The organism is Burkholderia thailandensis E264 (assembly GCF_000012365.1).
In the GTDB taxonomy this organism is placed as follows: domain Bacteria; phylum Pseudomonadota; class Gammaproteobacteria; order Burkholderiales; family Burkholderiaceae; genus Burkholderia; species Burkholderia thailandensis.
The window spans coordinates 1,660,995-1,683,840 of the sequence record NC_007650.1 but is presented as its reverse complement, the minus strand read 5'-3'; the positions used below and the strand labels follow the sequence as shown (position 1 = coordinate 1,683,840).

Below are 22,846 nucleotides of genomic sequence, written 5' to 3'. Positions count from 1 at the left end.
GCGGGCTCGGCGGCCGGGCGCGCCGCGCATGTCGAATCATTCAGCACTCGAACGGATACCCATCATGCTTTCCTCAACCACGATGAGCCAATCCGCCGGCGATTTCGCGCCGGCGGGCGACGTGACCTCGCGCACGATCCGCGCGGCGCGCGACGCGCTCGAAGGGCGCCGCAAGGGCGTCGCGGCCGCGCTGCCGTTCGTCGGGCCGGCCGTGATCGCGTCGATCGGCTATATGGACCCCGGCAACTTTGCGACCAACATCCAGGCGGGCGCCGCATACGGCTACGAGCTGCTGTGGGTCGTGCTCGCCGCGAACGTGATCGCGATGATGTTTCAGGCGATGTCGGCGAAGCTCGGCATCGTGACGGGCCGCAATCTTGCCGAGCTGTGCCGCGAGCATTTCCCGCAGCCCGTCGTCTGGGGCATGTGGGTCGCATCGGAGATCGCCGCGATGGCGACCGACCTCGCCGAATTCCTGGGCGGCGCGCTCGCGTTCGGCTTGCTGTTCCATCTGCCGCTCATCGTCGGAATGGGCGCGACGGCCGTGCTGACCTGCGCGATCCTCACGCTGGAAAAGCGCGGCTTCCGGCCGCTCGAGGCCGCGATCGCGGCCTTGGTCGGCGTGATCGGCGCGAGCTATCTCGGCGAGCTGCTGATCGCGCCGCAGGACTGGCATGCGGCCGCCTATCATCTCGTCGCGCCGCAGTTGCGGGACGGCGCGGCGCTCACGCTCGCGGTCGGCATCATCGGCGCGACGATCATGCCGCACACGCTCTATCTGCACTCCGGCCTCACGCAGCGGCGCACGGCGCCGCGCGACGAGCGCGAGCGCAGGCTGCTGCTGCGCTTCTCGAACCGCGAGGTGGCGGTCGCGCTCGGCGTCGCCGGCTTCGTGAACATCGCAATGGTGATGATGGCGTCGTCCGCGTTCCACGAGACGATGCCGGGCATGGCCGACATCGGCGACGCCTATCACACGCTGATTCCGCTGCTCGGGCCGGCGGCGGGCGCGCTCTTTCTCGTCGCGCTGTTCGCGTCCGGCGTGTCGAGCTCCGTCGTCGGCACGCTCGCGGGGCAGGTCGTGATGCAGGGCTTCCTGCGGCGCCAGGTGCCGATCTGGGTGCGGCGGCTCGCGACGATCGCGCCCGCGTTCGCGATCGTCGCGCTCGGCTGTGACGTCACGCGCGCGATGGTGCTGAGCCAGGTCGCGTTGAGTCTCGTGCTGCCGCTGCCGATGGCCGCGCTGCTGCTGCTGTCGAGCCGGCGCGCGGTGCTCGGCGACCATGCGCTGCGCATGCCGATGCGGGTCGTGGCAAGCGCGGCGGCCGCGGCGATCGTCGCGCTGAACGGGTATCTGATCTGGGCGGCGTTCCATTGAGCGAACGCGCGAGCGACGGCGGGCGGCGCGTTTGGTGCCAGCGGCGCGGGCGGCCGGCGCGCCGCGGAGCGACGGCAAGCGCCGCGCCGGGTTTCGCGCCGCATGCCGGCGCGAACCGCCGGTTGGCGGCGCAGGTGCCAGTGACCGTTCTAGTGCCCGTTATTCCGCGACATCGGCGACGATTTCCGTTTCGGCCCGTCCGCGCCCCGCGGCCTTGAGGTCCCGCGTGTTTTTCTGCACAGCCACCGAGCCGGACAGCGCGAGCGCGAACGACATCGCGTAGAAGCCTTTCTCGCTGGGCATCAGCGTCGCGTTGAAGAGGCCGATCGCGAGCAGCGCGATCGGCAGGATCACCGAAGCCCACGCAAGACCGTAGTAGAGGCCCGTGACCCGAAGGCCTTCGAGGCGGTCGCGCACGCTCTTTTGCAGCGATACCGCGGCGATGCGCATCGCCGCCGTCACGACAGCCGGTAGCTCGGCCCGGCGCGGATTTCGTCCGGCAGCGGCAGGCCGGCGAGTTCGAGCAGCGAGCGCTCGATCTGCCGCGCGAGCGCATCGAGCGCGAGATGGTTCGGCCCGTCGCCGAAAGGCTCCGCGATCTCGCCTGCAATCGCATCGAGCGCGATCAGCGTGTATGACACGAATACCGACACGAACGGCGTCGCGATGCCGATCGAGTCGACGAGCCCGAACGGCAGCATCACGCAATACGCATAGACGGTCCGGTGCAGCAGTACATGGTACGGAAACGGAATCGGCGTCGAGGCGATCCGTTCGCAGCCCGCGAGCTTCGCGCCGAGCTCGTTGAGCTGCGCGTCGAGCATCCACAGCTGCGTGTCGGTCAGCGCGCCGCCGCGATGCCGGCCGGCGAGCCGGCCGCGCAATGCGTGCAGGATCGCGACCGGCCGGTGGCGCGCGGCCAGCACGGGCTCGAGCCAGTCGGCGGGCAGGCGGGCGCGCAGGTCTTCGGCGGGGTCCGTGCCGCGCAACTGGTGCTTGAGCGCATAGACGAAACCCGCCGTTGCGCGCGCGAACGAAGCGCCGTCGGCGCTCGCGTCGTAGCCGAGCGCCTGCGACGTCAGGGCGCGCGCCGCGGTCAGCACGCCGCCCCACAGCTTGCGCGCCTCCCAGTAGCGGTCGTAGCTCGCGTTGTTGCGAAACGCGGCGAAGATCGCGAGCGCGAGGCCCGCGAGCGTGAACGGCGTCGGATTGAGGGGCACCTTCTCGCCGAGAATGCGGCCGTTCGTCAGCAGCGCGACGACGCTCACGGCGCTCATCAGCGCAAGCTGCGGCAGAATCGATTTGAGCACCGAACCGTTCCAGACGAACAGCATCCGGAACCAGTGCTCGCGCGGTCTGACGATCATGCGGGCCTCGCGTCACGCGGCGCGCGCCGCGGCGCTCGCCGATCGGTGCATCAGCACCGGAATCGACTTCGACGTCGGCGTGTTGCAGACGTCGCCGACGCTGTCGAGCGGCACGAGCGGATTCGTCTCCGGGTAGTACGCGCCGAGGCAGCCGCGCGGAATGTCGTATGCGACGAGCAGAAAGCCTTCGACGCGCCGCTCGATCCCGTCGTCCCACACCGTCTCGAGATCGACGCGCTCGCCGGCTTCGAAGCCGAGCATCGCGAGATCGTCGGGGTTCGCGAACACGACGCGCCGCTGGCCGAACACGCCGCGATAGCGGTCGTCGAGCGCGTAGATGGTCGTGTTGTACTGATCGTGCGAGCGCGTCGTCATCAGCGTCATCAGCCGCTTGCCGTGGCGCGCGCGGGCGCGCTGGATCGGCGTGTCGGCGGGCAGCGCGTGGACGACGAAGTTCGCTCGGCCGCTCGGCGTGAGCCATTCGCGCTCGCGCGACGCGACCCGCAGATGGAAGCCGCCCGGCCGCGCGATCTGCGCGTTGTAGTCGTCGAAGCCTTCGATGCTCGCCTCGATCGCGTCGCGGATCTTCGCGTAGTCGTTCATGTAGCCGAGCCAGTCGATCCTCTCGCTGCCGAAGAGCGCGTGCCCGAGCCGCGCGACGATCGCGATCTCCGACAGCAGGTTCGGCGACGCCGGCGGGTTCATCCCGTACGACACGTGGACCATGCACATCGAATCCTCGACGGTCACGCCCTGCGCGACGCCGCGCTGCAGATCGATCTCGGTGCGGCCGAGCGTCGGCAGGAGCAGCGCTTCGCGGCCATGCACGAGATGGCTGCGGTTGAGCTTCGTCGCGACATGGACGGTGAGATCGCAACGGCGCAGCCCTTGCCACGTGCGCGGCGTGTCGGGCGTCGCCATCGCGAAGTTGCCGCCGAGGCCGATGAACACGCCGATGCGGCCGTCGAGCATCGCCTCGATCGTCTCGACGACGTCGTAGCCGTGGCCGCGCGGCGGCGCGAAATCGAACACGCGGCCGAGGCGGTCGAGAAACGCGTCGGAAGGTTTTTCCTCGATGCCGACCGTGCGGTTGCCCTGCACGTTCGAATGCCCGCGCACGGGGCAGAGGCCCGCGCCCGGACGGCCGATGTTGCCGCGCATCAGCATCAGGTTCGACAGCATGTGCACGGTCGCAACCGAATGCTTGTGCTGCGTGATGCCCATCCCCCACGTCGCGATCACGCGTTCGCCGCGCGCGTAGAGGCGCGCGAGCGCATCGATCTGCTCGTACGGCACGCCGCTTTGCGCGACGAGCGCGGCCCAGTCCTGCTCGCGAAGGTCGGCGGCGAACGCGTCGAAGCCGGCCGTGTGCGCGGCGATGAAATCGACGTCGAGCACGCGCGCGTCGCCGCGCTCGCGCGCCGCGTCGTCGAGCTCGACGACGCGCTTCGCGACGCCCTTGATGAGCGCGAGATCGCCGCCGACGCACGGCTGCACGAACGTCGACGCGATCGTCGTGCTCGACATCGTCAGCATTTCGGCCGGATGCTGCGGGCTCGCGAAGCGCTCGAGCCCGCGCTCCCTCAGCGGATTGATCGACACGATCGTCGCGCCGCGCTTCGCGCATGCGCGCAGCTCGCCCATCATCCGCGGATGGTTCGTCGCCGGATTCTGGCCGAAGATCAGCAGCGTGTCGGCCAGCTCGAAATCATCGAGCGTCACCGTGCCCTTGCCGATGCCGACCGTGGCCGGCAGCCCGCGGCTCGTCGCCTCGTGGCACATATTCGAGCAATCGGGGAAGTTGTTGGTGCCGTAGCAGCGCACGAGCAACTGATACAGGAACGCCGCCTCGTTGCTCGCGCGGCCCGACGTGTAGAACGCCGCGCGGTTCGGGTCGTCGAGCGCGCGCAGGTGTTTCGCGATCAGCTCGAACGCCGCGCTCCACGCGATCGGCATGTAACGGTCGGTCGCGGCGTCGTAGACCATCGGGTCGGTCAGGCGGCCGTGCTGTTCGAGCGCGTAGTCGGACTGATCGAGGAGCGAGCTCACCGTATGCTCGGCGAAGAACGCGGGCGTCACGCGCTTGGCGGTCGCCTCGGCCGCGACGGCCTTCACGCCGTTCTCGCAGAATTCGAACGTCGATGCATGCTCGCGATCGGGCCACGCGCAGCCCGGGCAGTCGAAGCCGTCCGGCTGGTTCTGGCGCAGCAGCGCGCGGTAGTTGCCGCCCGGCACCTTTTCCTTGAACAGGTTGATCGCGACTTGCTTGAGCGCGCCCCAGCCGCCCGCCGGATGGGCGTACGGCTCGATGCGCGCGTCGGGTTCCTTGGTTTTCATGTCGTCGAAATGTCTGAGCGCCGGTTGGGGACGGCGACGCAACGAAGCGTACGCGCGCGGCGGCGCGGGCCGGGGGCACACCTCGCCGAAAAGAGAAAGAGCACAGTTGTTGAATCTGGTGCGTTGCGTCAAGAAACTGTACTCTTGCGTATCGACAAACGGGCAAGCGGGGCGAACGGTGAAGCGTTACGAGCAACTGGCGGACGACATCGACGCGATGATCCGGCGCGGCGTCTACCGGCCGGGCGAGCGGATTCCTTCCGTGCGGCAGGCGAGCGTTCAGCACCGGCTCAGCATCACGACCGTCGTGCGCGCGTACCTGGTGCTCGAGAGCCGCGGCGCGATCGAGAGCCGGCCGCAGTCCGGCTACTTCGTGCGTGCGCGGCAGGACGCGCCGGAGCTCGCGCTGCATGCGTCGACGCCCGTCGCGGTGTCGTCGGCCGTCGATGTGAGCCGGCTCGTGCTATCGACGCTGCGCTCGATCGCGCGCGACGACGCGGTGCCGCTCGGCTCGCCGTATCCGGACGCGACGCCGTTCCCCGCGCAGCGCATCGCGCGGCATGCGCACGCGATCGCGCGGCGGCGCACGCGCTGGGGTGTGATCGACGATCTGCCGCCCGGCAATCCGGAGCTGATCCGGCAGATCGCGCGCCGCTATCTGGAGGGCGGCGTCGCGGTCGATCCGGCCGAGATCGTCGTGACGATCGGCGCGACCGAGGCGATCAATCTTTGCCTGCAGGCGGTCGCGAAGCCGGGCGACACGATCGCCGTCGAATCGCCGACGTTCTACGCGATGCTGCATGCGATCGAGCGACTGGGGATGCGTGCGATCGAAGTCGCGACGCATCCGGGCGAGGGGATCGACCTCGACGCGCTCGCGCGGATTCTGGCAAGCGAGCGCATCGCCGCGTGCATGGTGATGCCGAACTTCCAGAATCCGCTCGGCTTTCTGATGCCGGACGAGCGCAAGCGCGCGCTCGTCGAGCTGCTCGCGCGGCACGACGTGCCGGCGATCGAGAACGACGTCTACCACGAGCTGTACTACGGCGCCGCGAGGCCGAGCACGCTCAAGGCGTTCGATGCGCGCGGGCTCGTGCTGCATTGCGCGTCGTTCTCGAAGAGCCTGTCGCCCGCGTACCGGGTCGGCTGGGCGATGCCGGGCCGCTACCGCGACCAGGTCGAGAAGCTCAAGTTCCTGAACACGCTCGCGACGCCCGCGATCGACCAGCTCGCGATCGCGGAGTACCTGAAGCACGACGGCTACGATCATCATCTGCGGCGCATTCGCAAGCTCTACGCGCAGCAGGCGAGCATGATGGCCGCGCTCGTGCAGCGTTTCTTTCCGGACGGCACGCGGCTGTCGCGGCCGCGCGGCGGCTACGTGCTGTGGATCGAGCTGCCGGGCGGCGTCGATGCGATGGAGCTGTACCGGCTCGCGCTCGCGCAGAAGATCACGCTCGGGCCGGGGCACATGTTCTCGACGACGCTTGCTTACCGGCACTGCATCCGGTTGAACTACAGCTATCCGTGGTCGCCGCAGATCGAGGCGGCGGTGAAGGCGCTCGGGCGGCTGGCCGCCGTGTGCGCGAAACGATGAGGGCGGGGCGATGAAGAGGGACGCGACGGAAGACGGGCGTCGCGCGTGCGGCGGACATCGCGATGACGACGCACGCGATGCGCGCGCGGCGCGCCCGACGCGGCAGGTGTGCGACGCGCGAGCGGAGATGGCCGCCGGCGATGACGGCCTTGATCCGCCGATCCTGGCGGTGCTGCTGCAATTGCGCGAAGCGGCCGTCGACGCGCGCGGCGCGCCTTGGTCGCTTGCGAAGCTCGGCAAGCGCGCGGGCGTGCCGATGAGCACGCTGCGGCGCACATTGACTCGGCTCGACGCGGCGGGCGTGACCGAGACGATGGTCCGCGACGACGGCGCGGGCCGCACGGCGCTGACGGCGCAAGGGCGGCGGTGGTGCGATGCGCTGTTCGCCGGCGGCGCGCACGCACGATGCGAAGACGCCTGAAGCGGCGGTGGCGCCGCGCGCGGGTGAAACGCACGCGGATGCGATGCGGCCGGCGGCGTGAAGAAGGGCGGGGCGCCCGGCAAGCCGCAACCGGCATCGCTTCCGTCACGCCGCGGCCGCGGCCCTCACCAGCGCACCGTGATCCCCGCCATCAACGCGTGATCGTAGATCTGATCGTTGAGCCCGCGCCGGTAGCCGACGTCGACATCGAGCCAGCCGCGCGGCGTATAGATGGCGCCCGCGATCACGTATGCCGGATTCGCGCCGGCGCCGCGCTCCGGATTGCGCGAAATGCCGATGTCGACGCCGAGCCGCAGCTTGTCCGTCGCGCGATAGATGATCGCGCCGGACGCCTGCCAGATCGACGCGAGGCTGTCCTGCCGGTTCGGCTGATACATCAGGCCCGCGTTCGCGAGCAACTGGAAGCGCGCGACATCGTACTGCGCGAGCAGTGTCGCGCCCGCGTTCGCGCGAGCGTTGCCGAGGCCGCGCGCGTCATTGCCGGTCGGCATCGTGAAGCGCGGCTTCACCGCGATGCTGAGCGGCCCGCGTTCGAGCACGCGCCACTTCGCGCCGATCTCGACGTCGCCGAAGCCCGAGCCGTCCTCGTCAGAGCGCGTCTGCACGTGCGTGTACGGCGCCTGCACGTACAGGTCGACGCGCTCGCCGACGCCGCGCGTGAGCGTCGTGTTCCAGAGCTGCTGGCGGCCGATGTCGGGCTGCTTCGACGTGCGCTCGACATTCAGCTCGTACTGCCAGTTGCCGTCGCCCTGCGTGTTCGCGTCGTCGGACGTGAACGGGGGGTCGGCGTGCGCGCCCGCGGGCGCGAAGAGGGCGCCCGCGGCGGCGAGCGGAAGCATTTTTTTCATGGCGTCACCTTTCGATGAGACGGGCGGCCGGCGCGCGCGGCGCGCACCGGCCGGGAGACAAAACGAAGCGCGTGGTGTCAGAACCACCGCTTGTAGCGGCGCACGTAGAGCGTCTTCACGATCTGCGCGAGCGCGATGTAGCCCGCCATCGTCGCGACGAGCCACAGCCAGTAGCTGCCGGGCAGGCGGATGAAGCCGAGCGCTTCGGAGAACGGCGAGAACGGCAGCCAGCAGCCGATCGCGATCGCGATCGTCGTCGACAGCAGCACGGGCAGCGACGCGGTGCTCTGCAGGAACGGGATCTTCCGCGTGCGCAGCAGATGGACGACGAGCGTCTGCGACACGAGGCTCTCGACGAACCAGCCGGAGTTCATCACGAGCTGGCCGGCCGCGCCGCCTTGCGCGTGGTAGAGCGCGCCCGCACCGAACACGGTCCACATCAGCACGTAGGTCGTGATGTCGAACACGGACGACGTGGGCCCCACCCACAGCATAAAGCGGCCGATGTTGTCCGCCTCCCATTTGCGCGGCTTCTTCAGGAACTCGGGGTCCATCTTGTCCCACGGCAGCAGCATCTGCGACGTGTCGTAGATGAGGTTCAGCACGAGCATCTGCACGGCGAGCATCGGCTCCCACGGCAGGAACGCGCTCGCGACGAGCACCGAGAACACGTTGCCGAAGTTCGAGCTCGCGGTCATGTTCAGGTACTTGAGGATGTTGCCGAACGTTTCTCGGCCCTTGATCACGCCTTCCTCGAGCACCATCAGGCTCTTCTCCAGCAGGATGATGTCGGCGGTTTCCTTGGCGATGTCCGCGCCGCTGTCCACCGAGATGCCGACGTCCGCGTCGCGCAGCGCGGGCGCGTCGTTGATCCCGTCGCCGAGGAAGCCGACCGTGTGACCGTTCGCCTGCAGCGCCTTGACGATCCGCGCCTTCTGCAGCGGCGTGAGCTTCGCGAACACCGTCGTGCGCTCGACCACCTTCTCCAGCTCGACGTCGTCGAGCGCCTCGACTTCGGCGCCGACGAGCGGCCTGCCGGGCTCGAGGCCGACTTGCCGGCAGACGTTCAGCGTGACGGCCGGATTGTCGCCCGTCAGCACTTTCACGGCGACGCCGTTCTCGCGCAGCGCGGCGAGCGCGGGCGCGGCCGATTCCTTCGGCGGATCGAGGAACGTGAGGAAGCCGCGCACGACCAGGTCGCGCTCGTCGGCCGTGCGGTACTGTTCGCGTTCGTCGCCGCGCGGTATCGTGCGCGTCGCGACGATCAGCACGCGAAAGCCGTCTTCGTTATACGCGTTCGCCTGCGCGAGCAGCCGCTTGCGCGCGGCGAAATCGAGCGGATGCACCCCTTCGTCATCCTGAACGTGCGTCGAGACGGCGAGCATCTCCTCGACCGCGCCCTTGCAGACGAGCAGATGCGTGCCGCGAGCGTCCTCGACGACGACCGACAGGCGCCGCCGCACGAAGTCGAACGGCAGCTCGTCGATCTTGCGATAGCCTTGCGGCTTGATCCAGTCGCCGAGCTGGTTCGCGCGGTTGACGATCGCGATGTCGATCAGGTTCTTCTGGCCGCTCTGATGGAAGCTGTTCAGCCAGCCGAGCCGCAGCACGTCCTCGTTCTTGCGGCCGGACGCGTCGAGATGATGCTCGAGAATGATCTTGTCCTGCGTGAGCGTGCCCGTCTTGTCGGTGCATAGCACGTCCATCGCGCCGAAGTTCTGGACCGAGTTCAGCCGCTTGACGACGACCTTGCGCCGCGCCATCGCGACCGCGCCGCGCGCGAGGTTCGCGCTGACGATCATCGGCAGCATCTCGGGCGTGAGACCGACCGCGACCGCGAGCGCGAACGTGAGGGCGCTCAGCCAGTCGCCTTTCGTGAGGCCGTTGATCATGAACACGACCGGCACCATCACGAGCATGAAGCGGATCAGCAGCCAGCTGACGCTCGATACGCCGCGATCGAAGCTCGTCTCGATCCGCTTGTGGCTGACGACGTTCTTCGCGAGCGCGCCGAAATACGTGTCGCCGCCCGTCGCGACGACGACCGCGGTCGCGGTGCCGCTCACGACGTTGGTGCCCATGAAGCACGCGTTCGCGAGATCGAGCAGCGAGCCGCCTTGAGAGGGGCGATCGTGGCGCCCGGCGTCGCCGCCGCCGTGACGGCTCGCCGGATCGGCGGACTTTTGCGCGACGGCGCCGAGCGTGTCGTACTTCTCGACGGGCAGCGCCTCGCCCGTGAGCACCGCCTGGCTGATGAAGAGGTCGCGCGACGCGATGAGCCGCACGTCGGCGGGAATCATGTCGCCCGCCGAAAGGTGCACGATGTCGCCGACGACGACGTCGCGCATCGGCACGTCGTGCTTGATCGGCGCGCTCGCGTCGTCGGCGCGGCGCTGCACGGTCGCGGTCGTGCGGACCATCGCCTTGAGTTTCTCGGCCGCGCGCAGCGAGCGGAATTCCTGCACGAAGCGCAGCAGCACGCTGATCGTCACCATCGACAGCAGGATCGTGATCTTCACGTAGTCGCGATCGTCGGGCGCGGCGAAGTAGATGTCCGTCAGAAAGCTGATCGCGGCGAGCACGAGCAGCACGTAGACGAACGGATTGTTGAACGACGCGAGCAGCTGCCGGCTCCAGTGCGGCGGCTTGTCGTGCGCGATTTCGTTCGGGCCGTCGCGCAGCAGCCGCTCCCTGGCGTCGGACGTCGTGAGGCCGCGCTCGCTCGTGCGCAGGTTCGCGAGCGTGTCGGCGAGCGGTTGCGCGGATTCGCGCTCGATGCGCATCGGGCGGCGATCGCCGCCGTCGCCGTGCGCGCCGGCACGGAGAAATCCGCGTTGCTTGTGTTTCGAAGGAGTGCGTTGTGTCATCGGTCGCTCCGTGTGTCGCGCGCGGCGAGCGGGGAGCGCCGACGTCATCGACGGACGAGCGTCTCCCGCCGCTTCGCGTCGCGCGCGTTCGGCTGAGTGAAGAGGGGGGTGGGGGCGCTCGCCGGCGCAGCCGACATGACGCGTGCGTTGCGCGCGCCGAACGGCATGGCGCCGGCGAGCGGTAATCGGCTACTGTCGTCTGCTTCCATCTGGACTCCTGTCTAGCGTTGGCCGAACGCGAATGGGCGTACGGCGGGAAGGGCGTGCATCGGGCGCGCTTGCGGCAACCGCCGACGCGCGAGCGGGCGTGCACGCGCATGCACGGCGCGGGCCGTACATCGCGGGAACGAGCGTGTGCGACGCGCGCATTGCGGCGCGTGCGTCATTCGTTCGGAAAATCGTGGCGGGAAGATCGGGCCGGGATGGCCGGAAAGACGCCGCATCCTGCTGGCCGGGATGCGGCAGAAGCGTGGGGCTCTGCGCGAATGCCTCAGTCAGCAGTCAAGCCGGTGCAGGACCGACTACAACTCGCATCGGTGTTCACGGAACACTCCAAGTATCAAGACGGGGCGATGGTAAAGGGTCGGCGTGCGAAGCGTCAAGTTTTTTACGGTGGGTTTACGCGGCCCGCACAGGCATTCGGGCGTGGCGCGGCGGCCGTCGCATGCCGGCCAACGCGAACGGCCGCCCGTTCGGGCGGCCACTGTGTGAGCTGCGTGCCAGCGTGCGCGCGGCTATTTCGTTGCGGACGCAACCACCGTGCCGGCATCGAGGATGCCCGCACCCGGTGCGCGGGCGAGGCAGGACGTCGTCGCCGGCGATGGCCGCGCGGTGCTCGCGAGCTTCTGCGCGATCTGCGCGGGCGTCAGGTTCGGGTTGGCCGAGAGCATCAGCGCGGCGACGCCCGCCACCTGCGGCGCGGCGAGGCTCGTGCCGCTGTGGGTGCCGTACGCGTCGGTGGTCGGCACCGTCGTGCCCGCATTGGTCGTCGACAGGATGTTCGAGCCCGGCGCGCTCAACGTGATGTCCGAGCCGAAGTTGCTATACCACGCCCGCTGGCCCGTGCTGTCGGTCGCGCCCACCGAGATCACGCCCTTGCAGTTCGCCGGGCGGTCCAGCGTCGTCGCCTGGCCGTCGTTGCCGGCCGAGACGACGACGGTGGCGCCGCGCGCGATCACGTCGTTGATCGCTTGCTGGAACGTATCGCCGCACGGGCCGGTGCCGCCGAGGCTCAGGTTGATCACCTTCGCGGGCGTGAGGTTCGTCGGGGCGCCCGCGACAGGGATGCCCGCCGCCCAGCGCATCGCGTCGGCGATATCGCTCGTCGTGCCGCCGCACTTGCCGAGCACGCGCACGGGCAGGATCTTGCCGTACCAGTTGACGCCCGCGATGCCGATGCCGTTGTTCGCGGCGGCGCCGATGATGCCGGCGACCTGCGTGCCGTGCCAGCTGCTGTTCGACGGCGCGCTCGCGCATTGGTAGAACGGGCTCGACGGATCGGTCAGTTCCTGCTGCGTGACCCAGTCGCCCGGGTCGGTCGCGTCCGGGCTGCGGGTATGGCCGTTGTTGCCGGTGTTGATGTCGGAGATGAAGTCGTAGCCGGGCAGCAGGTTCGCGATGATGTCCGGATGCGGACGGTAGCCGGTGTCGAGCACCGCGGTGACGACGCTCGGCAGGCCGGTCGTCACGTCCCACGCGTTCGGCAGGTCGATGCCGGCCGTCGGATCGAAGTAATTCCATTGCTGCGAGTAGCTCGGATCGGTCGCCACCGTGCGGGCGAACACGCGCCGGTCGGGCTCCGCGTACGCGACGTCCGGATCGGCCGCGAACGTTTGCGCGAGAGCGCCGGCGTTATCCGCGCTCATCTTTTGTCCGAGCGCGAGCAGCGCGGCGCCGTCCGACATCGTCCGCTCGACCTGCACCGCGTTCATCGGCGCGACGTTCTGCGCATACGAGCGAACGTTGCCGCTCTTCGCGTTCCATTGCGACATCACCCGCTGAATCAGCGAATCGAGTCGGGCCGCGTCGTTCGTCGCGGCCATGATGCGCGCGCCCGATGCGCTCGTCGCCGGTGCGCTTTGCAGCTTGACGATCAGATGGTCGACGGGCGCGTCGTACGCGACGGTGCTGGGGGCGAGCGATTCGCTTGCGGCGGTCGATGCGGCCTGCGTGACGGGGCAGGCCGCCGTCGACGTGGACGAATTCGCGGATTGCGACGAGCCCGAACTTGGCGCGGGCGCCGGAGCCGGCGTGGGCGCCGTCGGCTGGGCGGCTGCGGACGGCGTGCCGCTTGCGCCTCCGTCGCCGCCGCCGCCGCAACCGGCGAGCGGAACGAGCACGGACATGGAGAGAATGCCGGCGACGGCGCGGACCTGGCCGCGCCGCGTTTGTTCAGGATTGCTATGTTTCTTGTTCATGAAGCCTCTCCACTCTTGGGTTCGATACCGCATGCGCGGTCAACGCGGCCAAGACCCGTGGCGTGAAGGCGTCGCGAGCACGATCGTCATTCCTCGTTGCATCCCGATACGTCGCCAGGTCTTGTCCTGAATCCGTCGGGCTCGCGCGACGCCCGAACGGAGATACTGGTGAGGGTAACGGCTGGTTTTGACAGTTCTTGATAGTCTTTCGGAAAATATAGTCTCTTACCGCACAAAAGAGTGAGTATTTTCGTGTAAGAAACCCGCCGCTTTGAGGATGATTTTGAGATAAGCGCGAACATCCGAGAACGGCCGTATCAAACGGGCAATCGAATGCGCGGCCGCGACGGCGGCGGCATGCCGCCGCGCCGTCGATGAGTGGGCGGGGCGGGCGTGACGCCGGTCTTGGCTCGCTCGGCCTGCCCGAGAAAAGCACGCGTGTTCATTTCAGCTCGCTTCGCTGCCGCATACGTGGGTGTCGCCCGAGGGACGGCCGCCGCGTGCACGGGCTCGCCGGTGCGCATCGGAAGATCGGCCGGGCGAGCGTTGTGGAAGACGGCACGCGAGGCTTGGCCGGCGCCGCGCTTGTGCATCGGCAATCGGCAGGGAGGCGCCGGCCATTCGTGCGGCATCGCGGCGAAGATCGTCGCCGGCGAGATCGAGCGGTGGCCGATGCCGCGCGGGCAATGCCGATCGCTGCGCATGTGTGCTCTCGCACTTGCGCAGCGGCATGGCCGCCGTCGAATGCCGACCGGCGGCGCATGCGTATGGGCGGCCGAAGCGGGCAGCGTTCCCGGGCCGTGCCGTTCGGCGCGGCATCCGCTTCGGCGCGCACGGAAGTTCGCGCGTCGCTCGCGTCGGCGATCCCGCGTTCAAGCGGCTTGGTGCGAGACGATCATGCGGATACGGATATCGGGCGAAGTGGAAAGCATCGCGGCAAGTCGTTCATGCGCTCGATCCCCCTCGTGCGGATGGTCGTGCGGATTGCATGCCGGACTTTCCGCGGGCGCGCGGAAATGCCCGTGCCTTTCGACCATGCCTCGAACGCGCGCAATCAAAAAATGCGGTTGGCAGAGCGGCCCGAACGCGCGAGTGCCGTTTGTTCGGCGTCGCAGGCGGCCGCCCCGGCCGTCTTTGCCGATCGCGGCGGCTTGTGCCGCCCGCCGCGCGCCGTACGCCGCCGCGAGAGGAACGCTCGGGGCGCGGCTCCACGAGCCTTTCATGTGGCGCTGCTTATCACGGATAGGCAGATAGTCCGGACACCGCCAAGCCATATTACGAAACAATTTCTTGCGAAAACCGAAAAATCTGCCGCAACCCTTATTGCAAGGGAGTGCAAAACGATTCGATGAACTATAAAGGGATTGTTCAAATCACGACGAACGCGTACATTGCGGGTCCGCGCCGTAGTTTGAGAAATATCAAGACTCGTTTTCCCGAACCCGACGCCAGAGAGAAGGAACGATGAATAACGACACCAATCCCCACGCGCGTCGCTCGATCGACGCGGACGAGCCCATGGGTGGGGGGCTCACCCGACGCCAATGGCTGCAGCGCTCGCTGGCGCTGACCGCATTGGGCCTCGCTGGCTCGCTGACGCTGCACGCGCTCGCCGAAGCGCCGAGCGCCGCGCCGCTCGACGCATTCATGACGCTGTCCGAGGCGCTGACCGGCAAGAGTGGCCTGAACCGCGCGGTCGGCGACCGGTTGCTGCGTGCGTTGCAAAAGGGTTCGTTCGAACTCGGCGACCGCTTGCCGAAGCTCGCGGGCGCGCTTGCCGCGAACGCGCTCACGCCCGATCAGGAAGCCCTCGCGCTGCGCATTCTCGAGGCGTGGTATCTCGGCGTCGTCGACAACGTCGTGGTGACGTACGAGGAAGCGCTGATGTTCGGCGTCGTGTCCGACATGCTCGTGATCCGCTCGTACTGCCCCAACAAACCCGGCTTCTGGGCCGACAAACCGATCGAGAGGCAAGCCTGATGGCCGAAACACAACAAGCCGACGTCGTCGTCGTGGGCTCGGGCGTCGCGGGCGCGATCGTCGCTCATCAGCTCGCGATGGCGGGCAAATCGGTGATCCTGCTCGAAGCCGGCCCGCGGATGCCGCGCTGGGAAATCGTCGAGCGCTTCCGCAACCAGCCGGACAAGATGGATTTCATGGCGCCGTATCCGTCGAGCGCGTGGGCGCCGCATCCGGAATACGCGCCGCCGAACGATTACCTCGTGCTCAAGGGCGAGCACAAGTTCAACTCGCAGTACATTCGCGCGGTGGGCGGCACGACGTGGCACTGGGCCGCGTCCGCGTGGCGCTTCATTCCGAACGACTTCAAGATGAAGACCGTGTACGGCGTGGGCCGGGACTGGCCGATCCAGTACGACGATCTCGAGCATTTCTATCAGCGCGCCGAGGAAGAGCTCGGCGTGTGGGGGCCTGGCGCCGAAGAGGACCTGCTGTCGCCGCGCAAGGCGCCGTACCCGATGCCGCCGCTGCCGCTGTCCTACAACGAGCGGACGATCAAGGCCGCGCTCAACGATCACGATCCGAAGTACCACGTCGTGACCGAGCCCGTCGCGCGCAACAGCCGTCCGTACGACGGACGGCCGACCTGCTGCGGGAACAACAACTGCATGCCGATCTGCCCGATCGGCGCGATGTACAACGGCATCGTTCACGTCGAGAAGGCCGAGCAGGCGGGCGCGAAGCTGATCGAGAACGCGGTCGTCCACAAGCTCGAGGTGGGCCCGCAGAAGAAGATCGTCGCGGCGCTCTACAAGGACCCGAAGGGCGCCGAGCACCGCGTCGAGGGCAAGTATTTCGTGCTCGCCGCGAACGGCATCGAGACGCCGAAGCTGATGCTGATGTCGACGAGCCACGATTTCCCGAACGGCGTCGGCAACAGCTCCGACATGGTCGGCCGCAACCTGATGGATCACCCGGGCACAGGCGTGTCGTTCTACGCGAGCGAGAAGCTGTGGCCCGGCCGCGGGCCGCAGGAGATGACGTCGCTGATCGGCTTTCGCGACGGCCCGTTCCGCGCGACCGAGGCGGCGAAGAAGATCCACCTGTCGAACCTGTCGCGCATCGACCAGGAAACGCAGAAGATCTTCAAGGCCGGCAAGCTGCTCAAGCCTGCCGAACTCGACGCGCAGATCCGCGACCGCTCCGCGCGCTACGTGCAGTTCGACTGCTTCCACGAGATCCTCCCGCAGCCCGAGAACCGCATCGTGCCGAGCAAGACCGCGACCGACGCGATCGGCATTCCGCGCCCCGAAATCACCTATGCGATCGACGACTACGTGAAGCGCGGCGCGGCCCACACGCGCGAGGTCTACGCGAGCGCGGCGCAGGTGCTGGGCGGCACCGACGTCGTGTTCAACGACGAGTTCGCGCCGAACAACCACATCACCGGCGCGACGATCATGGGCGCGGACCCGCGCGATTCGGTCGTCGACAAGGATTGCCGCACGTTCGACCATCCGAACCTGTTCATTTCCAGCAGCGCGACGATGCCGACGGTCGGCACGGTGAACGTGACGCTGACGATCGCGGCGCTCGCGCTGCGGATCTCGGACCAGTTGAAGAAGGAAATCTGATGCTGAAACGAACGCTTTCCTTCGTGCTGGCCGGCTGCCTCGCGCTGCCCGGCCTGTCAGTCGCGGCTTCGTCCGCGCCGGTCGCGGCCGCCACGTCTGCGGCAGCGGCGACATCCGCTTCTTCCGCGCCCTCCGCCGACGCGGCGCTCGTCGAGCGCGGCCGCTATCTGGCCGTCGCGGGCGACTGCATGGCGTGCCACACGGCGAAGGGCGGCAAGCCGTTCGCGGGCGGCCTGCCGATGCGCGCGCCGCTGCTCGGCACGATCTACACGACGAACATCACGCCCGACAAGGAAACGGGCATCGGCGACTGGACGTTCGCGGACTTCGAGCGCGCGGTGCGGCACGGCGTCGCGAAGAACGGCGACAACCTGTATCCGGCGATGCCGTACGTGTCGTATGCGAAGGTCACCGACGACGACGTGAAGGCGCTCTACGCGTACTTCACGCACGGCGTCGAGCCGGTCAGGCAGCCGCCGCGCAAGAACGGCATCCCGTGGTATCTGAGCATGCGCTGGCCGCTCAAGATCTGGAACCTGCTGTTCCTGAAGGAAGGCGTGTACCAGCCGAGGCCGGAGCGCAGCGTCGAATGGAACCGCGGCGCGTATCTCGTGCAGGGCCTCGCGCACTGCGGCACGTGCCACACGCCGCGCGCCGTCACGCTGCAGGAGAAGTCGCTCGACGAAACGGGCGGCAGCTTCCTCGCGGGCTCGGTGCTGTCCGGCTGGGACGGTTACAACATCACGTCGGATACGAACGCGGGGATCGGCGGCTGGTCGCAGCAGCAACTCGTCCAGTATCTGCGCACGGGCAGCGTGCCGGGGCTCGCGCAGGCGGCGGGGCCGATGGCCGAGGCGGTCGAGCACAGCTTCTCGCAGATGACCGATGCGGATATCGGCGCGATCGCGACGTACATCCGCACGGTGCCCGCCGTCGCGGACGGCACCGCGAAGGCGCGCTCCGCATGGGGCAAGCCGGCCGAGGACGGAATCCGGCTGCGCGGCGTCGCGCTCGCCGCGACGGGCATCGATCCCGCGCGCCTCTATCTCGGCAATTGCGCGAGCTGCCACCAGATGCAGGGCAAGGGCACGCCGGACGGCTACTATCCGCCGCTCCTCCACAATTCGACGGTCGGCGCGCCGAATCCGACGAACCTCGTGCAGGTGATCCTGAACGGCGTCGCGCGCAAGGCGGGCGGCGAGGATGTCGGGATGCCGGCGTTCAGGCGCGAGCTGTCGGATGCGCAGATCGCCGCGCTCGCGAACTACCTGACCGCGCAATTCGGCAATCCGGCGGCGAAGGTGAGCGAGCAGGACGTTGCGAAGCTGCGCGCCGCGCAGTAACGTACGAGTCGGTTATCCGGCGATCAGGGAGGACGGCATCGCACCGGGCGGCCGTCCGGTGGCAGGTCGCAGTCGACAGGGAGGCGGCGCCTCGCGCGTGACGCGCATCGCGCGCCGCCTCGGTTCGCAACCGGCACGTGCGCGATGCGTCGCGCGCAGCGCGCACGGCGCCCGCATCCGGCTATCAACGACAATGAGACAGACTTTTCTTGCGCCTCAAAAAGATCTCCTTCTGCTGCTGTCCCGCATCCTGCTTGTCATCCTGTTCGTGATCTTCGGCTGGGAAAAACTGCTGAATTTCTCGGGCACGGTTCAGTTCATGGGCGCCGAAGGCACGCCGCTGCCGTCGATCGCGGCGGTCGTCGCGATCGTCATGGAGTTCTTCGTCGGCATCGCGATCCTGCTCGGCTTCTGCACGCGTCCGCTCGCGCTGCTGCTCGGCCTCTACACGGTCGGCACCGCGTTCATCGGCCATCACTACTGGTCGATGCCCGCTGCCGAGCAGATGAACATGATGATCCACTTCTACAAGAACATCGCGATCACGGGCGGCTTGCTCGCCCTGTGCGCGGCTGGCCCCGGACGCTATTCGCTCGATCGCGGCTGAGCGGCGCGCCGGACGTGTGTTGAACCTGAGAGAAGACAACAGGCGGAGAACAATGGGTTTTCAATCGAGAAGAATGCTGGTCGCGCTCGTCGCGGCCGGGCCGGCGCTCGCGTGCGCGCAGACGAGCGTCACGCTGTACGGCCGCGTCGACGGCGGCGTCGAATATCTGAATCACATCGCGAATCCTTCGGGCGGCAGCGCGTCGCGCTGGAGCGCCGAGAGCGGCGACTGGGGCACGAGCATGTTCGGCCTGAAAGGCGCCGAGGATCTGGGCGGCCGCACGTCGGCGATCTTCAACCTGGAGACCGCGTTCCAGGTGATGAACGGCACGACGGGCGGCGGCCGGATGTGGTCGCGGCGTGCGTACGTCGGCTTGAAGAACGACACGTGGGGCACGCTGCAGGCGGGCCGCAACCTCTTCATCGACAGCGACGGCGTGTGGGAATTCGATCCGTTCGTCCAGCAGGCGTTCTCGTCGGCGTCGCTCGTGCGCGGGCGCAACTGGCAGCAGACGAGCAACAACGTCGAGTACCACAGCCCGGTGTTCGGCGGCTTCGACGTGCAGGCGCAGTATGCGTTCGGCAATCAGTCGCGCGGCTTCAACTACGGTGCGCAGGGCGACTTCGGCCGCTCCGACGGCGTGATGATCTCGTATCACTCGCCGATGCTCGACGTGCGCGGCATGTACGACGAGTTGCGCGACAGCAACGGCCGGATGAGCAACATCTTCTCCAGCTCGCGCGAGTATTTCGTCGGCGCGAACGTGAAGGTGCAGAAGTTCAAGATCCAGGGCGCCTACACGCATTACTCCGCACCGGATACGCCGGCGGGCCTCGCGGATCGCGCCGATCACTTCTGGCTCGGCGCGACGTATCAGGCCACCCCGCAATGGGCGGTGACGGGCGGCGGCTACTACGTGCGCGTGCGCGGCGGCGACGGCAGTGACGCGTCGCACGATCCGTCGGGCCACGCGACCATGTATGCGCTGGGGACGACTTACAACCTGTCGAAGCGGACTTTCCTGTACGGCACGCTCGCCTACGTGCGCAACGGCGGGAACTCGAACTTCTCGCTGCTCGCGACGCCGCGCGACGCGACGCCGAACACGAGCCCGCTCGCGGGGGAATCGCAAACGGGCGCGTATGCCGGGATGATGCATACGTTCTGACGCGCGAAGCGCGCGATACGGAAAAGGAAGGGCTTTGGCCGGCACGCCGGAGCCGTTTCTTCACCTTCCGTATTGCGCTTCGAGCAAAAGGGCCCGCCTGTCGCGCCGAAGCGGATCGGCGAAAACGCCCGTGCGGCCGCGCCTCGATCGCGCCGAACGCCGGCGCCGGGCCGTTGCGGCCGACCGACGCGCTCGCCGCGAACCCTAGATGAGCTCGGCGACGCGGACAATGACGAATGCCGCGGGAACGAGTGCGGCTTGCGCGCACAGCGTGCCGAGCACCCGCGCGCCCGCCAGCGTCGTGATGGCGCGGCGGAAGTGATTTTCGCGGAGACGGCCCTCGATGACGTCGTCGGTCATCACCGATACCTGCGGATCGATGACGACCGCCAGTGCCACCGTCGCGAATCCGTTGATGATCGACGACAGGTTCGCGCATGTCACCCGCAACTCCGGCTTCAGGTAGCCGGCGTAAAGGGACGCGAAGACGCCGACCGTCCAGATCGCCATGGCGAGGACGTTCAGCACGATCACTTGCCAGGACACTCCCGTGCCTGTCGCCAGTTGGGTGACGTTTCGCCGGGAGGGCAGCCGCGCTCCGTCCCGGATGTAGCCGACGCCCCCGCGGCTGAAAATGCGAAGCAGCAGACGGGGAATCGAACGGTTCGCTTGGAAGTGATGCACCGCGCGGCTGACATAGCGCTGGAACGTGGGGATCAGCAGCGTTCCGACAATGCTCGCGACCGTGGCAGTCAGCAGGAAGAGTCTGAAGTCGGCAAGCAAACCCTGGCCGAGGTGTTGAGCGATATCAAGCTCGACGCGCTTCGCGATGAATGGCCCCTGAAAGGAATTGGCCGTTCTGGACACCAGCGCGATGATGCCGAACAGGGAAAACGACACGGCGATACGGCGCGTGCGAACGCCTGCAATTCGCACGGCATAAGCCAGCGTGGCGATGACGTGAATGACGAACGTCAGGCCGCAGATGATCCAAAGCTGAGTATCCATATCGTCGCAGCGAGTGAGCCGAGGGGCCGAGTGTACAGGAGCGCGCCGTCGCTCCGGGCGCCGACGATTCGGTCCCGCGCGCAGCCCGTTTCCGCCGAATGCGGAAGAGCGCCGTTGCGCGTTGTCGCCGGGCACCGTCGGCGGTTTACCGCCGGTTTTCACGGCACGGCCCCGCATGCGCGCGGCGCGTCGCCCACCGCGGCCGATTCCTTTCGATGTCCGCACAATCGACCGCCGCGGCCCGCGCGTCGCGCTTGAGCATGATGCGTTCGATTGAACATTAGAGAAAAACACTGATTGCCGGGCAAAATCGGTCGACGCAAAGTTGTACATACAACTTCGGCGCGGCCTGAATCGGCGCATCGAAACCGTTCGTAAGCTTCCGGAAACCCGACGGACAGGTTGCACGCCCGCTTCATGGCGGCGGCGCGCCGCGCCCGCGCACATCGAGGAAATCGCAGATGCTCTTTCAAGGCTTCGGCCCGCTGCTGTGGGCCGGCACGATCGAGACGGTCAAGCTCGCCGTGCTTTCGCTTGCCGCGTCGCTTGTGCTCGGGCTCGCCGGCGCGGCCGCCAAGCTGTCGTCCAATCGCGCGTTGGCGAGCGTCGGCACGTTCTACACGACGCTGATTCGCGCGGTGCCGGATCTCGTGCTGATGCTGCTGCTGTTCTATGGCATCCAGATCCTGCTGAACAACGCGACCGACATGCTCGGCATCGATCAGATCGACATCGACCCGTTCGTCGCCGGCGTGCTGACGCTCGGCTTCATCTACGGCGCGTACTTCACCGAGACGTTTCGCGGCGCGTTCCTCGCGGTGCCGCGCGGGCAGCTCGAAGCGGGCTTCGCGTACGGCATGGGTTCGTGGCGCGTCTTCGCGCGGATCATGTTTCCGCAGATGATGCGCTTTGCGCTGCCCGGCATCGGCAACAACTGGCAGGTGCTCGTGAAGGCGACGGCGCTCGTGTCGATCATCGGCTTGGCCGACGTCGTGAAGGCGTCGCAGGACGCGGGCAAGAGCACGCTGAACTTCTTTTTCTTCACGCTCGCGGCGGGCGCGATCTATCTCGCGATCACGACGCTGTCGAACGTCGTGCTGATGTACCTCGAAAAACGCTATTCGGCGGGTGTGCGGAGGCTGGCGCTGTGATTCAGATCATCGGTCAATATTGGCAGAACTACCTGTTCAGCGACGGCTACCGAATCAGTGGCCTCGCGATCACGCTGTGGCTGCTCGTCGTGTCGATCGGGCTCGGCTTCGGTCTCGCGGTGCCGCTCGCGGTTGCGCGCGCGTCGCGCAACCGCGCGGTATCGGGCGCGGTGTGGCTCTATACGTACGTGTTCCGCGGCACGCCGCTCTATGTGCAACTGCTGCTCTGCTACACGGGCATCTATAGCCTGAGCGTCGTGCACGACCACGCGTGGCTCGACAGCTTCTTCCGGAGCGCGATGAACTGCACGCTGCTCGCGTTCACGCTGAACGAATGCGCGTATGCGACGGAGATCTTCGCGGGCGCGATCAAATCGACGGCGCCGGGCGAGATCGAGGCGGGGCTTGCGTACGGGATGTCGCGCTTCAAGCTGTACACGCGGGTGATCCTGCCGTCGGCGCTGCGCCGCGCGCTGCCGAGCTACAGCAACGAAGTGATCCTGATGCTGCATGCGACGACGCTCGCGTTCACCGCGACGGTGCCCGACATCCTGAAAGTCACGCGCGACGTCAATTCGGCAACCTATGCATCGTTTCAGGCGTACGGAATCGCGGCCGCGCTGTATGCCCTCATCGTGTTCGCGTTGATCTGGGTGTTCCGCAGGATGGAGGCGCGCTGGCTCGCGTATCTGAGGCCGCAGGGGCATTGACCGGCGCGCGCGT

The 22,846-nt window shown here is 67.7% G+C and carries 19 protein-coding genes and 1 pseudogene; 10 read left to right on the top strand and 10 right to left on the bottom strand.

What is annotated here, in order from left to right; genetic code table 11:
- Positions 1-64 precede the first annotated feature (64 nt).
- Positions 65-1,378, top strand: coding sequence for an Nramp family divalent metal transporter (locus BTH_RS07325; protein WP_019256156.1), 1,314 nt, complete (start codon positions 65-67; stop codon positions 1,376-1,378).
- 159 nt (positions 1,379-1,537) lie between these two features.
- On the opposite strand, the pseudogene BTH_RS07320 reads toward BTH_RS07325, so the two are convergent.
- From BTH_RS07320 to BTH_RS07310, 3 genes and pseudogenes are all read right to left on the bottom strand, one after another.
- Positions 1,538-1,819: pseudogene (locus BTH_RS07320) on the bottom strand (YiaA/YiaB family inner membrane protein); the annotation flags it as partial.
- Between the two features lie 17 nt (positions 1,820-1,836).
- Complete coding sequence (locus BTH_RS07315) at positions 1,837-2,745, bottom strand: bestrophin family protein (protein ID WP_009897204.1); 909 nt, start codon at positions 2,743-2,745, stop codon at positions 1,837-1,839.
- Between the two features lie 12 nt (positions 2,746-2,757).
- On the bottom strand, positions 2,758-5,082 hold the full coding sequence (locus BTH_RS07310) for an FdhF/YdeP family oxidoreductase (RefSeq protein ID WP_009897203.1): 2,325 nt from the start codon (positions 5,080-5,082) through the stop codon (positions 2,758-2,760).
- Positions 5,083-5,260: 178 nt separating this feature from the next.
- Between BTH_RS07310 and BTH_RS07305 the strand changes: the two genes are divergently transcribed.
- Together BTH_RS07305 and BTH_RS07300 are read left to right on the top strand one after the other, a co-directional pair.
- Positions 5,261-6,679 (top strand): PLP-dependent aminotransferase family protein, encoded by a 1,419-nt coding sequence (locus BTH_RS07305; RefSeq protein WP_009897198.1) that lies wholly within the window; start codon positions 5,261-5,263, stop codon positions 6,677-6,679.
- A 10-nt stretch (positions 6,680-6,689) separates the two neighbouring features.
- Positions 6,690-7,100, top strand: coding sequence for a DNA-binding protein (locus BTH_RS07300; protein WP_009897197.1), 411 nt, complete (start codon positions 6,690-6,692; stop codon positions 7,098-7,100).
- Between the two features lie 125 nt (positions 7,101-7,225).
- Here the strand turns inward: BTH_RS07300 and BTH_RS07295 are convergent, their stop codons facing one another.
- The 6 genes from BTH_RS07295 to BTH_RS34335 form a co-directional block, all read right to left on the bottom strand.
- Positions 7,226-7,969 carry a transporter gene (locus BTH_RS07295; RefSeq protein ID WP_009897194.1) on the bottom strand — a complete coding sequence of 248 codons (744 nt, stop codon included), beginning with the start codon at positions 7,967-7,969 and terminating at the stop codon, positions 7,226-7,228.
- Between the two features lie 77 nt (positions 7,970-8,046).
- Positions 8,047-10,836, bottom strand: coding sequence for a magnesium-translocating P-type ATPase (gene mgtA, locus BTH_RS07290; RefSeq protein WP_009897192.1), 2,790 nt, complete (start codon positions 10,834-10,836; stop codon positions 8,047-8,049).
- A gap of 44 nt (positions 10,837-10,880) precedes the next feature.
- Complete coding sequence (locus BTH_RS34340; RefSeq protein WP_167316230.1) at positions 10,881-11,045, bottom strand: hypothetical protein; 165 nt, start codon at positions 11,043-11,045, stop codon at positions 10,881-10,883.
- 525 nt (positions 11,046-11,570) lie between these two features.
- Positions 11,571-13,181: a S8 family peptidase gene (locus tag BTH_RS07285; protein ID WP_025404189.1), complete on the bottom strand. Its 1,611-nt coding sequence runs from the start codon at positions 13,179-13,181 to the stop codon at positions 11,571-11,573.
- A 389-nt stretch (positions 13,182-13,570) separates the two neighbouring features.
- Positions 13,571-13,957, bottom strand: a complete 387-nt coding sequence (locus BTH_RS30120; RefSeq protein ID WP_009897189.1) for a hypothetical protein — start codon at positions 13,955-13,957, stop codon at positions 13,571-13,573.
- Between the two features lie 168 nt (positions 13,958-14,125).
- Positions 14,126-14,476, bottom strand: coding sequence for a hypothetical protein (locus BTH_RS34335; protein WP_154660031.1), 351 nt, complete (start codon positions 14,474-14,476; stop codon positions 14,126-14,128).
- 241 nt (positions 14,477-14,717) lie between these two features.
- Here BTH_RS34335 and BTH_RS07280 point away from each other — a divergent pair, with 241 nt between their 5' ends.
- From BTH_RS07280 to BTH_RS07260, 5 genes are all read left to right on the top strand, one after another.
- The gene (locus tag BTH_RS07280) at positions 14,718-15,233 is read left to right on the top strand and encodes a sugar dehydrogenase complex small subunit (protein ID WP_009897187.1); all 516 of its coding nucleotides are present in this window, start codon (positions 14,718-14,720) and stop codon (positions 15,231-15,233) included.
- Positions 15,233-16,846 carry a GMC family oxidoreductase gene (locus BTH_RS07275; RefSeq protein ID WP_009897186.1) on the top strand — a complete coding sequence of 538 codons (1,614 nt, stop codon included), beginning with the start codon at positions 15,233-15,235 and terminating at the stop codon, positions 16,844-16,846. The genes BTH_RS07280 and BTH_RS07275 overlap by 1 nt, the downstream gene beginning before the upstream one ends.
- Positions 16,846-18,189, top strand: a complete 1,344-nt coding sequence (locus BTH_RS07270) for a cytochrome c (protein WP_009897184.1) — start codon at positions 16,846-16,848, stop codon at positions 18,187-18,189. Before BTH_RS07275 ends, BTH_RS07270 begins: the two co-directional genes overlap by 1 nt.
- A gap of 193 nt (positions 18,190-18,382) precedes the next feature.
- Positions 18,383-18,796 (top strand): DoxX family protein, encoded by a 414-nt coding sequence (locus BTH_RS07265; RefSeq protein WP_009897182.1) that lies wholly within the window; start codon positions 18,383-18,385, stop codon positions 18,794-18,796.
- A 52-nt stretch (positions 18,797-18,848) separates the two neighbouring features.
- Entirely contained in the window at positions 18,849-19,964 is a 1,116-nt protein-coding gene (locus tag BTH_RS07260) for a porin (protein ID WP_011401259.1), read from the top strand.
- Between the two features lie 204 nt (positions 19,965-20,168).
- Here BTH_RS07260 and BTH_RS07255 read toward each other — a convergent pair whose 3' ends face one another.
- Positions 20,169-20,972, bottom strand: coding sequence for a lipid II flippase Amj family protein (locus BTH_RS07255; RefSeq protein WP_009897179.1), 804 nt, complete (start codon positions 20,970-20,972; stop codon positions 20,169-20,171).
- Positions 20,973-21,433: 461 nt separating this feature from the next.
- Here BTH_RS07255 and BTH_RS07250 point away from each other — a divergent pair, with 461 nt between their 5' ends.
- Entirely contained in the window at positions 21,434-22,123 is a 690-nt protein-coding gene (locus BTH_RS07250) for an ABC transporter permease (protein ID WP_009897177.1), read from the top strand.
- Complete coding sequence (locus BTH_RS07245; protein WP_009907705.1) at positions 22,120-22,833, top strand: ABC transporter permease; 714 nt, start codon at positions 22,120-22,122, stop codon at positions 22,831-22,833. Before BTH_RS07250 ends, BTH_RS07245 begins: the two co-directional genes overlap by 4 nt.
- The last annotated feature ends 13 nt before the right edge of the window (positions 22,834-22,846 follow it).